This window comes from Pseudomonas lutea (assembly GCF_000759445.1).
GTDB classification, from domain to species: Bacteria; Pseudomonadota; Gammaproteobacteria; order Pseudomonadales; family Pseudomonadaceae; genus Aquipseudomonas; species Aquipseudomonas lutea.
Genome location: NZ_JRMB01000002.1, coordinates 569,169 through 582,711, shown reverse-complemented (window position 1 = coordinate 582,711; position 13,543 = coordinate 569,169). Strand labels below are relative to the sequence as shown.

Sequence of the window (13,543 nt, the reverse complement as noted above, 5' to 3'; positions counted from 1 at the left end):
GCACCATCATAGTGCCGCCTGCCGTTATTGGGTATACGCAAAAAGCTGCGACTAACTGCAAGTACGCCCCAGGACGATGCGCCTGTATACTCGCCGGCAAATTCGAGGAGCCCTCCATGGTCGAAGATGTAGAACTCAATCGCCTCTTTTGGCACAGCCGTCGCGGCATGCTGGAGCTGGACGTATTGCTGGTGCCATTCGTCAAAGAAGTCTATCCGACGCTCAACCAGCTTGATCGCGACCTCTACGTACGCCTGCTGACCTGTGAAGACCAGGACATGTTTGGCTGGTTCATGCAGCGCGCCGAATCGGAAGATCCCGAGCTGCAACGCATGGTTCGGATGATCCTGGACCGTGTCCAGCCGAAGTAATCACTTCGAATGCCGCTGGCAGCCCTCTCGGGGGCTGCTGGCGGCCTATCTGTCGGCGCAAGTCCTTGCGCTGACCTCCATCACCCTCTTGTCGATTCCCCTGTGGGCCAAGGCCATTGGCGTGCTGTTGAGTGCATTGCACGCTTCTCGCTGTCTGCGCCCGCTGATTCTTCTGAACCAAGGCACCTCTTTTACCGGCCTGCGTCGGGACAGCGGCGGTTGGTCGCTGTGGAGCGAGGAGGGCGGGTGGGAACCGGTGCAATTACGCCCCGACAGCCTCGCGCTTGCGCACATCGTGTTGCTGCGTTTCAGGCGAGTCACCAGCCCCTGGCCAAGCCGTTTATGGACGCGCAGCCTGTGTATTCCGGCGGACGCGATGACAGCGCAAGCTCATCGGCGCCTGCGTCTTCGGCTGAAGTTCAGCCGGCGAAGGTGGGCGGCACCAGAACAGTGTCCCGCGCCTCGGGCAGCAGGTCGGGGTAATCCAGCGTGAAGTGCAGGCCGCGGCTCTCCTTGCGTGCCATTGCCGAGTCGATCATCAACTCTGCCACCTGCGCCAGGTTGCGCAATTCGATCAGGTCGCGGCTGACTTTGTAGTTGCTGTAGAACTCGTCAATTTCGTCCAATAACAGGCGCACCCGGTGCCGGGCGCGCTGGAGGCGTTTGTTGGTGCGCACGATACCCACGTAATCCCACATGAACCGGCGCAGCTCATCCCAGTTGTGCGCGATGATCACATCTTCGTCCGAATCGGTTACCTGGCTCGAATCCCACGCCGGAAGAGCGCCCGGATGAGCGACATCTTGCAGTTGCGTCACAATGTCGGCCGCTGCCGAGCGGGCATACACGAAGCACTCGAGCAGCGAGTTGCTGGCCATGCGGTTGGCGCCATGCAGCCCGGTAAAGCTGGTTTCGCCAATTGCATACAACCCCGGCACATCGGTGCTCCCGTGCTGATCGACCAGAACGCCCCCACAGGTGTAATGCGCGGCCGGGACGACGGGAATCGGCTGGCGCGTAATGTCGATACCGAAGGTCAGGCAGCGCTCATACACGGTGGGAAAGTGGCTTTTGATGAAGGCTTCGGGCTGGTGGCTAATGTCCAGGAATACGCAATCAGCCCCCAGGCGTTTCATTTCGTGATCGATGGCCCGGGCCACAATGTCACGTGGCGCCAACTCGGCCCTTGGATCAAAGCGCTGCATGAAGCGCTCGCCGTTTGGCAGCTTTAGATAAGCACCCTCGCCACGCAGGGCCTCGGTAATCAGAAAGCTTTTGGCTTGCGGGTGGTACAGGCATGTAGGGTGGAACTGGTTGAACTCCAGATTGCCTACCCGGCAGCCCGAGCGCCAGGCCATGGCGATACCGTCCCCGCAGGCGCCATCAGGGTTGCTGGTGTACAAATAAACCTTCGCCGCCCCGCCGCAGGCCAGTACTGTAAAGCGTGCGCTGTGCGTGTCGACTTCGCCGGTCGATCGATCCAGCACGTAAGCGCCTAGACAGCGAGTGCCCTCAAGGCCCAGCTTCGGCTCGGTGATCAGGTCAACAGCGACGCGCTGTTCCAGCAGTTCGATATTGGGGCGTGTCTGGGCTTGCGCCAGCAAGGTGCGGAAAATTGCCGCGCCCGTGGCGTCTGCGGCGTGAATGATCCGGCGGTGGCTGTGCCCGCCCTCTCGGGTGAGGTGGAACTCGAACCCGCCGTCTGCAATAGGCGGGTCATCCCGGGTAAACGGAACGCCGAGGTCAATCAGCCACTGGATCGCCTCGCGGCTGTGTTCGACGGTGAACCGTACCGCGTCCTCATTGCACAGGCCGCCACCGGCATTGAGGGTATCCTCCACGTGGGACGCTACGGTGTCGGCAGTGTCCAGCACCGCCGCAACGCCACCCTGAGCCCAGAACGTCGAGCCGTTGGCCAGATCGCCTTTGCTCAGAACCGCTATGCGCAGATGGTCGGGCAGCGTCAACGCGAGACTCAATCCGGCCGCGCCGGAGCCTATTACCAATACGTCATGCTGGAAATGCTGACTCATTTCTGATTCCAGAGTCTAAATGGCCACTAGTATAAGCAAGGGTGGAACGGCACAATGGCCCCGCTTTATGGCAAGCGTGATTCACAGTGGGAGCGAATTGTGCGCTACCCGCGGCATCCTGCACATCGTTTGAAGGAGGTAACCTTTCCTACTGCTCCAATATGGATTGGGTCCTACAACGAAGGAATGAGTGTCTTACGCCCGATAGTGAGCGGGGGGAACTTTTCAGAGCGCCACACGTTCAATAGTGGGTTGCCCATAAAGGAACACGTCGGCGTTGCGCGGTGGCGGTTGTCAGCCAATACGAACGCATTCGACGACAAGATTATTTACGCAGCCGACCTGGTTCGAGCGGCGTTTTCCGCGCGGGTTGCAGATGTTCGCCGGAAACTTGCTTGAAGGGGGGAGAACTTTTGCTAAAAGCCCGAGTCTATGTTTGCAAGCCTGCGAAAGAGCCGATGCGATGCTCCTTTAAGCTTTATGAGGAGTGTTCATGCTAACCCAGGAAGAAGATCAGCAGCTGGTTGAACGCGTACAGCGCGGCGACAAGCGAGCGTTTGATCTGCTAGTGGTGAAATATCAGCACAAGATTCTTGGGTTGATCGTGAGATTTGTCCACGACACCCACGAAGCCCAAGACGTTGCGCAAGAGGCGTTCATCAAAGCCTATCGCGCCCTTGGAAACTTCCGCGGCGACAGTGCGTTTTATACCTGGCTGTACCGCATCGCCATTAACACGGCGAAGAATTATCTGGTATCGCGCGGCCGGCGTCCGCCGGACAGTGATGTCAGGTCCGAAGACGCGGAGTTCTATGATGGCGATCACGGCCTCAAGGACATCGAGTCCCCGGAACGTGCATTGTTGCGGGATGAGATCGAGGGCACTGTCCACCGGACCATCCAGCTACTGCCAGAAGATTTGCGTACAGCTTTAACATTGCGTGAGTTCGACGGTCTGAGTTACGAAGACATTGCCAGTGTCATGCAATGTCCGGTTGGTACCGTGCGCTCTCGCATTTTCCGCGCTCGGGAAGCCATCGATAAAGCCTTGCAACCTCTGTTGCAGGAAACCTGAGACAGCGGCGATAGCCACAAGAGAGGAACCGCCATGAGTCGTGAAGCCCTGCAGGAATCGCTGTCCGCGGTGATGGATAACGAAGCGGACGAATTGGAACTGCGTCGCGTGCTTAGCGCTATTGAAGATGCCGAAGTCCGTGCAACCTGGTCGCGTTATCAGATCGCACGTGCAGCGATGCACAAAGAGCTGCTTATCCCTCATCTGGATATGTCCGCCGCTGTTGCGGCTACCATTGCCGACGAAGTCAGCCCACTCAAGGCGGGTCGTGGTCCCTGGCGCACATTGGGACGCCTCGCCGTCGCAGCGTCGGTGACCGTTGCCGTTCTCGCGGGCGTACGTCTTTACAATCAGGACGAGATTGCAGGCGCACAGTTGGCGCAGCAATCGCCGCAGTCGACCAACATTGCAATGCCGCAGGCCAAAGGTCCGGCGGTGCTGGCAGGCTACACCGAGGGCGAACAGTCTCCGGGTCCCATGGCCAACGGTGTGTTGCAGAACCAGGCCGGCTGGCATGACCAGCGTTTGCCAGGTTATCTGCGTCAGCACGCTCAGCAGGCTGCAATGAAAGGCGCTGAGGGTGCATTGCCTTACGCCCGTGCCGCAAGTCTGGAAGACCGTTAAGGAGGACCATGCGCGCCATCCCTCTAGTGCCGCTTCTGCTTGGATGGCTGGCTCTCCCGGCACATGCCGACGATGCGCAAGACCGGTTGAACCGTCTTGCGCAAGCCGAGCATCAGCAAAGCTACACCGGCACCTTCGTTTACGAGCGTAACGGTAGTTTTTCCACTCACCGAATCTGGCAACGGGTTGCCGATGGCAAGGTTCGTGAGCATCTTCTCCAACTCGATGGCTCACCTCAGGAAGTCCTGCGCGTCAATGGGGTCACCCAGTGCGTGAGCGGTACCCTTGAGGCCGGCGTGTCTAGTGTTCCCGATTCTCCTGCGCGTGCCTTTGACGCGGCCAGATTGTCATCATGGTATGACATCAAGGCAGCGGGCACTTCACGCGTCGCCGGACGCAACGCGAATGTGGTGACGCTGACTCCCAAAGACCATCACCGCTACGGGATCGAGTTGCATCTGGACAGCGAAACCGGCTTGCCACTGAAATCTCTCCTGCTAAGCGAAAAGGGGCAGTTGCTTGAACGCTTTCAGTTCACCGACTTCAGTGCGTCGCAGCCCCCCACCGAGCAGATGTTGACGCCCAGTGCCGATTGCAATGCGGTGCAGACAGTCACCGCAAAAATGGATAACGCGAGGCAGAAGGTCGGCTGGCGATCCGATTGGCTACCGCCGGGCTTTGACTTGAGCAGTTCTGCAAGCCGCAAGGATCCAGATACAAAGAATCAGGTGACGAGTTTGATGTACGACGATGGGCTGGCGCGCTTCTCGGTGTTCGTTGAGCCGGTCAACGGTGCGGCGGTTACTGACATCCGTACGCAGCTTGGTCCCACTGTTGCCGTGTCTCGGAAGGTCACGACCCAAAAGGGCGAGGCGATGGTGACCGTGGTCGGAGAGATTCCAATTGGCACAGCCGAGCGTATCGCGTTGTCAATGCGCGACGACGCAGCGGCGGCCACCAGCACAAACTGATGATGCCGGCCGCCGGTGCCCACTGTGAAAAAGGTTTCATTTGGGGCGTGCCCCGTCTGCGGCCTTTAGATCCGGGCTCTGCCGGCCCTTCTGAAATGTGTAGTGGGGTTTGTCAGTTGCAATCAGGCGTGTTTTTTTCTATAGGTCACAGCTTCCCAGCTGTGGCCTTTGTTGTTTTAGGGCCCAGGCAACTGGAACAGATGCAGGCGGTGCAGAGATATGCTGCACACGACTGCTTCGCGAGCCCATGGGCTCGTACCGCTTAATCATGCTCGTTGTACACGGGAGCCATATGTCGATACCACGTTTGAAACCTTATCTGGCCTGGATGGCCGCTGTGCTGATGCTGGGGCAGGCCATCACCGCCCAGGCCGAAGCCTTGCCGGACTTCACCACGCTCGTGGAGCAGGCTTCCCCTGCCGTCGTCAACATCAGTACCCGGCAGAAGTTGCCGGATCGTGCCGTCGCACAGGGTCAAATGCCTGACCTTGAAGGCCTGCCACCGATGCTGCGCGAATTCCTTGAACGCAGCACGCCACCGGGCTCTCGTGCGCCTGGCGGTGGCAAAGGCGATCGTCAGCGTGAAGCGCAGTCGCTGGGCTCGGGCTTCATCATTTCAGCCGATGGCTTCATTCTCACCAACAATCACGTTATCGATGGTGCCGACGAGATTCTCGTACGGCTTTCCGATCGCAGCGAGATGAAGGCCAAACTGATCGGTACTGACCCGCGCACTGACGTGGCCGTCCTGAAAATCGATGGCAAAGACTTGCCCACCGTCAAGCTGGGTAACTCCGACAAGCTGAAGGTGGGCGAATGGGTTCTGGCCATCGGCTCGCCATTCGGCTTCGATCACTCAGTGACCAAGGGCATTGTCAGTGCCAAGGGCCGCAGTCTGCCCAACGACACGTACGTCCCCTTCATTCAGACCGACGTAGCGATCAACCCGGGTAACTCGGGCGGGCCGCTGTTCAACATGGCGGGTGAAGTGGTGGGCATCAACTCACAGATCTTCACGCGGTCAGGCGGCTTTATGGGCCTGTCGTTCGCGATCCCTATCGACGTAGCCATGGACGTTGCCAACCAGCTTAAGGCGAGCGGCAAGGTCAATCGCGGCTGGCTTGGGGTCGTGATTCAAGAAGTGAACAAAGACCTGGCCGAATCCTTCGGTCTGGACAAGCCGGCGGGTGCTCTGGTTGCCCAGGTGCTTGACGACGGGCCGGCGGCCAAAGGCGGCTTGCAGGTGGGTGACGTGATCCTGAGCGCCAATGGCACTCCGATCATCATGTCTGCGGATCTGCCACACCTTATCGGTAATCTGAAAGACGGCAGCAAGGCCGAGCTTGAGGTGATCCGCGACGGCAAACGGCAGAAACTCACTGTGACTGTCGGCGCGTTGCCTGCAGAGGGTGAGGAGATGGGCGCGGCAGATGCCGGTGTCGAGCGCAGCAGCAATCGACTGGGCGTTTCGGTCGTGGACCTGACCGCCGAGCAGATGAAATCGCTGGACCTCAAAGGCGGCGTTGTCATCAAGGATGTCCAGGACGGTCCGGCTTCCTTGATCGGGTTGCAGGCAGGTGATGTCATCACCCACCTGAACAACCAGGCCATCACTTCGTCGAAGCAGTTCACTGAAGTGGCGAAAGGGCTGCCGAAGAATCGCTCGGTGTCCATGCGCGTTCTGCGTCAGGGCCGCGCGACATTCATCACGTTCAAGCTGGCCGAATAACAGGTCACGATGAACAAGAAGGAGCGGTTGATCCGCTCCTTTTTTTATGCTCGAAACTGCACGCCGCCTGGCCTCTGCGTGTGAACGTGACGCCTGAACGTTCCTTCAGGTACAATTCCCGGCTATTTTTGGCGGGCAGTCTGCCTGCAACCTATTTCGAGTGTTGATCCGTGAGTGATTTGAGTCATATCCGCAATTTCTCCATCATCGCCCACATTGACCATGGCAAGTCGACGCTGGCTGACCGGTTCATCCAGATGTGCGGCGGCCTGTCCGAGCGCGAGATGGAAGCCCAGGTGCTGGACTCCATGGACCTGGAGCGCGAGCGCGGAATCACGATCAAAGCCCACAGCGTCACTCTGTACTACAAGGCGAAGGACGGGATCACCTACCAGCTCAACTTCATCGACACCCCTGGTCACGTTGACTTCACGTATGAAGTCAGCCGCTCGCTGGCGGCATGTGAGGGTGCGTTGCTGGTGGTTGATGCGGGTCAGGGCGTCGAGGCCCAGTCCGTCGCCAACTGCTATACCGCCATTGAGCAGGGCCTGGAGGTGATGCCGGTCCTGAACAAGATCGACCTGCCACAGGCCGATCCCGATCGCGTCAAGGAAGAAATCGAAAAGATCATCGGCATTGACGCCACCGACGCTGTGGCCTGTAGCGCCAAGACAGGGCTGGGCGTGGACGAAGTGCTCGAACGTCTCGTTCACACCATTCCCGCGCCGACCGGCAACATCGAAGATCCGCTGCAAGCGCTGATCATCGACTCCTGGTTCGACAACTACCTGGGCGTTGTCTCGCTGGTGCGAGTACGTCATGGCCGGGTCAAGAAGGGCGACAAGATTCTGGTCAAGTCGACCGGCAAGATGCATCTGGTCGACAGCGTGGGTGTGTTCAACCCCAAGCACACGGCCACCGTTGATCTGAAAGCCGGTGAAGTAGGTTTCATCATTGCCGGCATCAAGGACATTCACGGCGCGCCTGTGGGTGACACCCTGACCCTCAGCACTACTCCGGACGTCCCGGTGTTGCCCGGCTTCAAGCGAATCCAGCCGCAGGTCTACGCCGGTCTGTTCCCGGTCAGCTCCGATGACTTCGAAGACTTCCGCGACGCGTTGCAGAAGCTGACCCTGAATGACTCGTCGCTGCAATACCTGCCGGAAAGCTCCGACGCACTGGGCTTCGGTTTTCGCTGCGGCTTCCTGGGCATGCTGCACATGGAGATCATTCAGGAGCGCCTGGAGCGCGAGTACGACCTGGACCTGATCACCACCGCACCGACCGTAATCTTCGAGCTGCTGTTGAAGACCGGTGAAACCATTTACGTCGACAACCCGTCGAAACTGCCAGACCTCTCGACCATCGAAGACATGCGCGAGCCGATCGTGCGGGCGAATATCCTTGTGCCTCAAGAGCACCTGGGCAACGTCATTACGTTGTGTATCGAGAAGCGCGGCGTTCAGCACGACATGTTGTTCCTCGGTACGCAGGTGCAAGTCACCTACGATCTGCCGATGAACGAAGTGGTACTGGATTTCTTCGACCGTCTAAAGTCCACCAGCCGTGGTTACGCGTCGCTGGACTATCATTTTGATCGCTACCAGTCGGCCAATCTGGTTCGTCTGGATGTGATGATCAACGGCGACAAGGTCGACGCCCTGGCGCTGATCGTGCACCGTGACAACGCAGCCTATAAGGGCCGCGCGCTGACCGAGAAGATGAAAGAACTGATTCCTCGTCAGATGTTCGACGTGGCAATTCAGGCCGCTATTGGCGGTCAGATTATCGCGCGCACCACTGTCAAGGCGCTCAGAAAGAACGTACTGGCCAAATGTTATGGCGGCGACGTCAGCCGTAAGCGCAAGCTGCTTGAAAAGCAGAAGGCCGGTAAGAAACGCATGAAGCAGGTCGGCAATGTGGAAATTCCACAAGAAGCTTTCCTTGCAGTGCTCAGGTTGGAATAGTCAGGCCCTATGTCACTAAATTTCCCGCTGTTGCTGGTCGTCGCCGTGTTTGTCTGCGGTTTGCTGGCCCTGTTCGATCTGATCATATTGGCGCCGCGTCGCCGCAACGCGATAGCGAACTATCAGGGCAGCGTGAGCCAGCCTGATGTCGCGGTCGTCGAGCGGTTGAACAAGGAGCCGTTTCTCGTCGAGTACGGCAAGTCGTTCTTCCCGGTGTTGTTCATCGTTCTGGTGCTGCGTTCGTTTCTGGTAGAGCCGTTCCAGATCCCTTCGGGTTCGATGAAGCCAACGCTGGACGTGGGCGACTTCATTCTGGTCAACAAGTTTTCGTATGGCATCCGCCTCCCGGTGATCGACCTCAAGGTCATCCCTGTGGGTGATCCGCAGCGCGGCGACGTGATGGTGTTCCGCTACCCGAGCGATCCCAACGTCAACTACATCAAGCGTGTAGTTGGTCTGCCGGGGGACGTGATTCGCTACACCAACGACAAACAGCTCTACGTTAATGGGCAGTTGGTGGCCAAGCAGTTGATCGGTTCGGAGCCGGGAACGCTGGGCAGCGCTGAACTGTACAACGAGAAGCTTGGCGAGGTGGAACACCAGATCCGTCAGGAGATGACCCGTTATCGCGCCCCGCCGGATCATGAATGGACGGTTCCGGCCGCTCACTACTTCATGATGGGCGACAACCGCGACAACTCCAACGACAGCCGTTACTGGGATGACCCCAATATTCCCAAGGACGAGCTGGGGATGGTCCCTGACAAGAACATCGTCGGGAAGGCCTTCGCCGTATGGATGAGCTGGCCTGAACCCAAGCTCAGCCACTTTCCGAACTTCTCGCGAGTCGGTCTGATCAAGTAATCGATGCGGCGCTACCACTGGCAGCGCCGTATGTCATTCAGGGCCATGTTGCGTGGCGGATCTTGCAGGTGACGGGGAAGGGCTACTCTTGAACGCAATCATGACGTCTGCCGATGATCAAAAAGGCCTGTCCTTCATTGGCTGGCTGGTACTGCTGGCCATTCTGGGCTTTGCTGCGAGTGCGGCCGCCAAGATCGTGCCGCATTACATGGACTACATGACGATGAAGAAAATCATCGAGAGCGCCGGCACTGACCGCACCGCAGACGTCAGCAGCAGCGGGGAGCTTTACGCATACGTGGCCAAAGGCATGCAGGTTAATAACATTCGGGATTTGGACTTGAACAAGGCGTTAACTGTGACGACGGAGAACAACAGGTTCCTCGCCCATCTGAAATACGAAAAACGTGAGCCGCTGATCCAGAACCTGGATCTGGTGGTCAAGTTCGACCACGAATTCAGCGTGGGTAAACCGTGAGCGTTTCTTTAAGTCGCCTGGAGCGTCAGCTCGGCTACACCTTCAAAGACCAGGAGTTGATGATCCTGGCATTGACCCACCGCAGTTTTGCCGGCCGCAACAATGAGCGCCTGGAATTCCTCGGTGACGCCATCCTCAATTTCGTCGCTGGCGAGGCGCTGTTCGAGCGTTTTCCGCAGGCCCGCGAAGGTCAGTTGTCCCGCTTGCGTGCGCGCCTGGTGAAGGGTGAAACCCTGGCGCTGCTGGCCCGCGGCTTCGATCTGGGCGAATACCTGCGCCTGGGCTCGGGTGAGCTGAAGAGCGGCGGTTTTCGCCGCGAATCGATCCTCGCCGATGCGCTCGAAGCGCTGATCGGAGCGATCTATCTGGATGCCGGCATGGACATGGCGAGGGATCGCGTGCTCGCCTGGCTGGCCAGCGAATTCGAAACCCTGACGCTGGTCGACACCAACAAAGACCCCAAAACACGGCTGCAGGAATTTCTGCAGTCACGCGCCTGCGATCTGCCGCGCTATGAAGTGGTGGATATCCAGGGCGAGCCGCATTGCCGAATTTTCTTCGTCGAATGCGAGATCTCTTTATTGAATGAAAAAAGCCGGGGACAAGGCGTAAGCCGTCGCATTGCCGAACAGGTAGCAGCGGCCGCAGCCCTTATCGCCCTGGGTGTGGAGAACGGCAATGACTGATTCACCTGCAACACGCTGTGGCTATGTCGCCATTGTTGGCCGGCCAAACGTGGGCAAGTCGACGCTGCTTAACCATATCCTTGGCCAGAAGCTGGCGATCACCTCGCGCAAGCCGCAGACGACCCGTCACAACATGCTGGGCATCAAGACCGAAGGCAACGTGCAGGCGGTTTACGTCGACACGCCCGGCATGCACAAGAACAGCGACAAAGCGCTTAACCGCTACATGAACAAAACGGCGTCGGCAGCGTTGAAGGACGTCGATGTGGTGATCTTCGTGGTCGATCGGACCAAGTGGACCGAAGAAGACCAGATGGTCCTTGAGCGCGTCCAATACGTGACCGGGCCCTTGATCGTTGCGCTGAACAAGACGGACCGCATCGAAGACAAAGGAACGCTGATGCCGCATCTTTCCTGGCTTCAGGAGCAGCTACCCAACGCGCAGATCATCCCGATTTCGGCGCAGCAGGGGCACAACCTTGAGGCGCTGGAGAAGGTCATCGCCGATCACCTTCCCGAGAACGAGCACTTTTTCCCGGAGGACCAGATCACCGACCGCAGCAGCCGTTTCCTGGCGGCGGAGCTGGTGCGCGAGAAGATCATGCGTCAGCTCGGTGCCGAGCTGCCGTATCAGATTACGGTCGAGATCGAGCAGTTCAAGCAGCAGGGCAAGACCCTGCACATCCACGCGCTGATTCTGGTCGAGCGTGACGGGCAGAAGAAAATCATCATTGGCGACAAGGGCGAGCGGATCAAGCGCATCGGTTCAGACGCGCGCCGCGACATGGAGGTGCTCTTCGACTCCAAAGTCATGCTCAATCTGTGGGTCAAAGTCAAAGGCGGCTGGTCCGATGACGAGCGTGCGTTGCGCTCCCTGGGCTACGGCGACCTGTAACACTGCGGCACGGCCGTTCTGGGGGAGATGCCCTGCCGGCCAGATCCCGCGCTATCGTGCAGCACATGCACCCTGTGGGAGTGAGTTTGCTTGCGAAGACGCCATTGCAACGCTGGAGATCCAGCAACTGCGCATGGGTCTTCATGGGAGGCTCGCTCCCACAGTCGCTTCTGATTGCTTGTTCAGCTGCGTTCCTCGATTGAGATAGCAATGTCACAGACCCCTCCCGTCGGCCAGCTCGCTTATGTCCTGCACAGTCGCGCTTACCGCGAAAACAGTGCGCTGGTGGATTTCATCACCCCACAGGGTCGATTGCGTGCGGTGCTGCGCAGCGCGCGGGGCAAGGCGGGGACAATGGCCCGGCCGTTCGTGCCGCTGGAAGTCGAGTTTCGCGGCCGCGGAGAGCTCAAGAACGTAGGGCGGATGGAAAGCGCGGGCATCGCAGCGTGGCTTGAAGGCGAGGCGCTGTTCAGCGGCCTTTATCTCAATGAACTCCTGATTCGCCTGTTGCCCGCCGAAGATCCGCATCCCGGCGTGTTCGAGCATTACGCAGCGACCCTCATCGCCTTGGCCGAAGGGCGTGCGCTGGAGCCGTTGCTGCGTTCGTTCGAGTGGCGGCTTCTGGATGACCTGGGTTACGGCTTCGCCCTCGACGCCGACATCAATGGGGACCCTCTGGTCAGCGACGGCATGTACCGTCTGCAGGTGGACGCAGGTCTCGAGCGGGTGTATCTGTTCCAGCCGGGATTGTTTCAAGGCGTCGAGCTGCAGGCCATGTCGGAAGCGGACTGGAGTTCGCCGGGTGCGTTGTCGGCGGCCAAACGGCTGATGCGTCAGGCGCTGGCTGTGCATCTGGGCGGGCGCCCTCTGGTCAGCCGCGAATTGTTTCGCAAACTCTAGCGCAACCCTGGCGCCCTGCTGCGCAAACCCTGAAAATCCTTGCCTGCTCGGGCAAACAGCGTTAATGGTCAGCCCAGTAATGGCCAGCCCAGTTCAGTTCCACTATCAGGAGAACCCCGTGACCCACAGCACCCGAATTCTGCTTGGCGTGAACATCGACCACGTTGCTACCCTCCGTCAGGCGCGAGGTACGCGTTATCCCGATCCGGTCAAGGCTGCACTGGACGCCGAAGAGGCAGGCGCTGACGGCATTACCGTGCACCTGCGCGAAGACCGCCGTCATATTCAGGAGCGCGATGTCCTTCTGCTCAACGACGTGCTGCAAACCCGCATGAATTTCGAGATGGGCGTCACCGAAGAGATGATGGCTTTCGCCGAGCGCATTCGTCCTGCGCATATCTGTCTGGTGCCGGAGACCCGCCAGGAGTTGACCACCGAGGGCGGGCTGGATGTAGCCGGCCAGGAAGCGCGCATCAAGGCCGCCGTCGAGCGGCTTTCTGCCATTGGCAGCGAAGTGTCGTTGTTCATCGATGCGGACGAGCGCCAGATCGCGGCGTCGGCGCGTGTCGGCGCGCCAGCCATCGAACTGCACACCGGCCGTTATGCCGATGCCGTCACGCCGCAGGCCGTCGCTGAAGAACTCAAGCGCATCGCCGACGGTGTTGCCTTCGGCGTAGCCCAGGGACTTATCGTGAACGCTGGTCATGGGCTTCACTACCACAACGTTGAAGCCGTGGCGGCCATCAAGGGCATCAACGAGCTGAACATCGGGCACGCACTGGTGGCACATGCGCTGTTTGTTGGCTTCAAAGGGGCGGTGTCGGAGATGAAAGCGCTGATTCTGGCGGCGGCAGCCAAGGCCTGAGGCGGGCCTGGAGAAGCGCGCTTGCCCGCAGCTGCATTTTGTCAGTGGATGAAACCTGACCTGATGCACCGCAATCGCGGGCAAG

Annotated in this window: 14 protein-coding genes; 13 read left to right on the top strand and 1 reads right to left on the bottom strand. The window is 59.2% G+C overall.

The window, feature by feature from the left end:
* The first annotated feature begins 116 nt into the window (after window positions 1-116).
* Window positions 117-371, top strand: a complete 255-nt coding sequence (locus tag LT42_RS14760) for an FAD assembly factor SdhE (protein WP_037014374.1) — start codon at window positions 117-119, stop codon at window positions 369-371.
* The gene (locus LT42_RS26250) at window positions 355-864 is read left to right on the top strand and encodes a protein YgfX (protein ID WP_081955393.1); all 510 of its coding nucleotides are present in this window, start codon (window positions 355-357) and stop codon (window positions 862-864) included. The genes LT42_RS14760 and LT42_RS26250 overlap by 17 nt, the downstream gene beginning before the upstream one ends.
* Here the strand turns inward: LT42_RS26250 and nadB are convergent.
* Complete coding sequence (gene nadB / locus LT42_RS14755) at window positions 791-2,404, bottom strand: L-aspartate oxidase (protein ID WP_037014371.1); 1,614 nt, start codon at window positions 2,402-2,404, stop codon at window positions 791-793. The genes LT42_RS26250 and nadB overlap by 74 nt on opposite strands.
* Before the next feature lie 493 nt (window positions 2,405-2,897).
* Between nadB and rpoE the strand changes: the two genes are divergently transcribed.
* The 11 genes from rpoE to pdxJ all read left to right on the top strand — a co-directional run bounded on the left by rpoE (window position 2,898) and on the right by pdxJ (window position 13,458).
* The gene (gene rpoE, locus LT42_RS14750; protein ID WP_037014368.1) at window positions 2,898-3,479 is read left to right on the top strand and encodes an RNA polymerase sigma factor RpoE/AlgU; all 582 of its coding nucleotides are present in this window, start codon (window positions 2,898-2,900) and stop codon (window positions 3,477-3,479) included.
* A gap of 33 nt (window positions 3,480-3,512) precedes the next feature.
* On the top strand, window positions 3,513-4,103 hold the full coding sequence (locus LT42_RS14745) for a sigma-E factor negative regulatory protein (RefSeq protein WP_037014366.1): 591 nt from the start codon (window positions 3,513-3,515) through the stop codon (window positions 4,101-4,103).
* A gap of 8 nt (window positions 4,104-4,111) precedes the next feature.
* The gene (locus LT42_RS14740; protein ID WP_037014363.1) at window positions 4,112-5,074 is read left to right on the top strand and encodes a MucB/RseB C-terminal domain-containing protein; all 963 of its coding nucleotides are present in this window, start codon (window positions 4,112-4,114) and stop codon (window positions 5,072-5,074) included.
* A gap of 292 nt (window positions 5,075-5,366) precedes the next feature.
* Window positions 5,367-6,803, top strand: coding sequence for a DegQ family serine endoprotease (locus LT42_RS14735; RefSeq protein ID WP_037014360.1), 1,437 nt, complete (start codon window positions 5,367-5,369; stop codon window positions 6,801-6,803).
* Between the two features lie 170 nt (window positions 6,804-6,973).
* Complete coding sequence (gene lepA, locus LT42_RS14730; protein WP_037014357.1) at window positions 6,974-8,770, top strand: translation elongation factor 4; 1,797 nt, start codon at window positions 6,974-6,976, stop codon at window positions 8,768-8,770.
* Between the two features lie 9 nt (window positions 8,771-8,779).
* Window positions 8,780-9,634: a signal peptidase I gene (lepB, locus tag LT42_RS14725; RefSeq protein ID WP_037014354.1), complete on the top strand. Its 855-nt coding sequence runs from the start codon at window positions 8,780-8,782 to the stop codon at window positions 9,632-9,634.
* Window positions 9,635-9,734: 100 nt separating this feature from the next.
* Complete coding sequence (locus LT42_RS14720; protein ID WP_037014351.1) at window positions 9,735-10,112, top strand: DUF4845 domain-containing protein; 378 nt, start codon at window positions 9,735-9,737, stop codon at window positions 10,110-10,112.
* Complete coding sequence (gene rnc / locus LT42_RS14715; protein ID WP_037014347.1) at window positions 10,109-10,798, top strand: ribonuclease III; 690 nt, start codon at window positions 10,109-10,111, stop codon at window positions 10,796-10,798. The genes LT42_RS14720 and rnc overlap by 4 nt, the downstream gene beginning before the upstream one ends.
* Entirely contained in the window at window positions 10,791-11,693 is a 903-nt protein-coding gene (gene era / locus LT42_RS14710) for a GTPase Era (protein ID WP_037014344.1), read from the top strand. The genes rnc and era overlap by 8 nt, the downstream gene beginning before the upstream one ends.
* Before the next feature lie 210 nt (window positions 11,694-11,903).
* Window positions 11,904-12,593, top strand: coding sequence for a DNA repair protein RecO (gene recO / locus LT42_RS14705; RefSeq protein WP_037014341.1), 690 nt, complete (start codon window positions 11,904-11,906; stop codon window positions 12,591-12,593).
* 118 nt (window positions 12,594-12,711) lie between these two features.
* Window positions 12,712-13,458: a pyridoxine 5'-phosphate synthase gene (pdxJ, locus tag LT42_RS14700; RefSeq protein ID WP_037014338.1), complete on the top strand. Its 747-nt coding sequence runs from the start codon at window positions 12,712-12,714 to the stop codon at window positions 13,456-13,458.
* Window positions 13,459-13,543 lie beyond the last annotated feature (85 nt).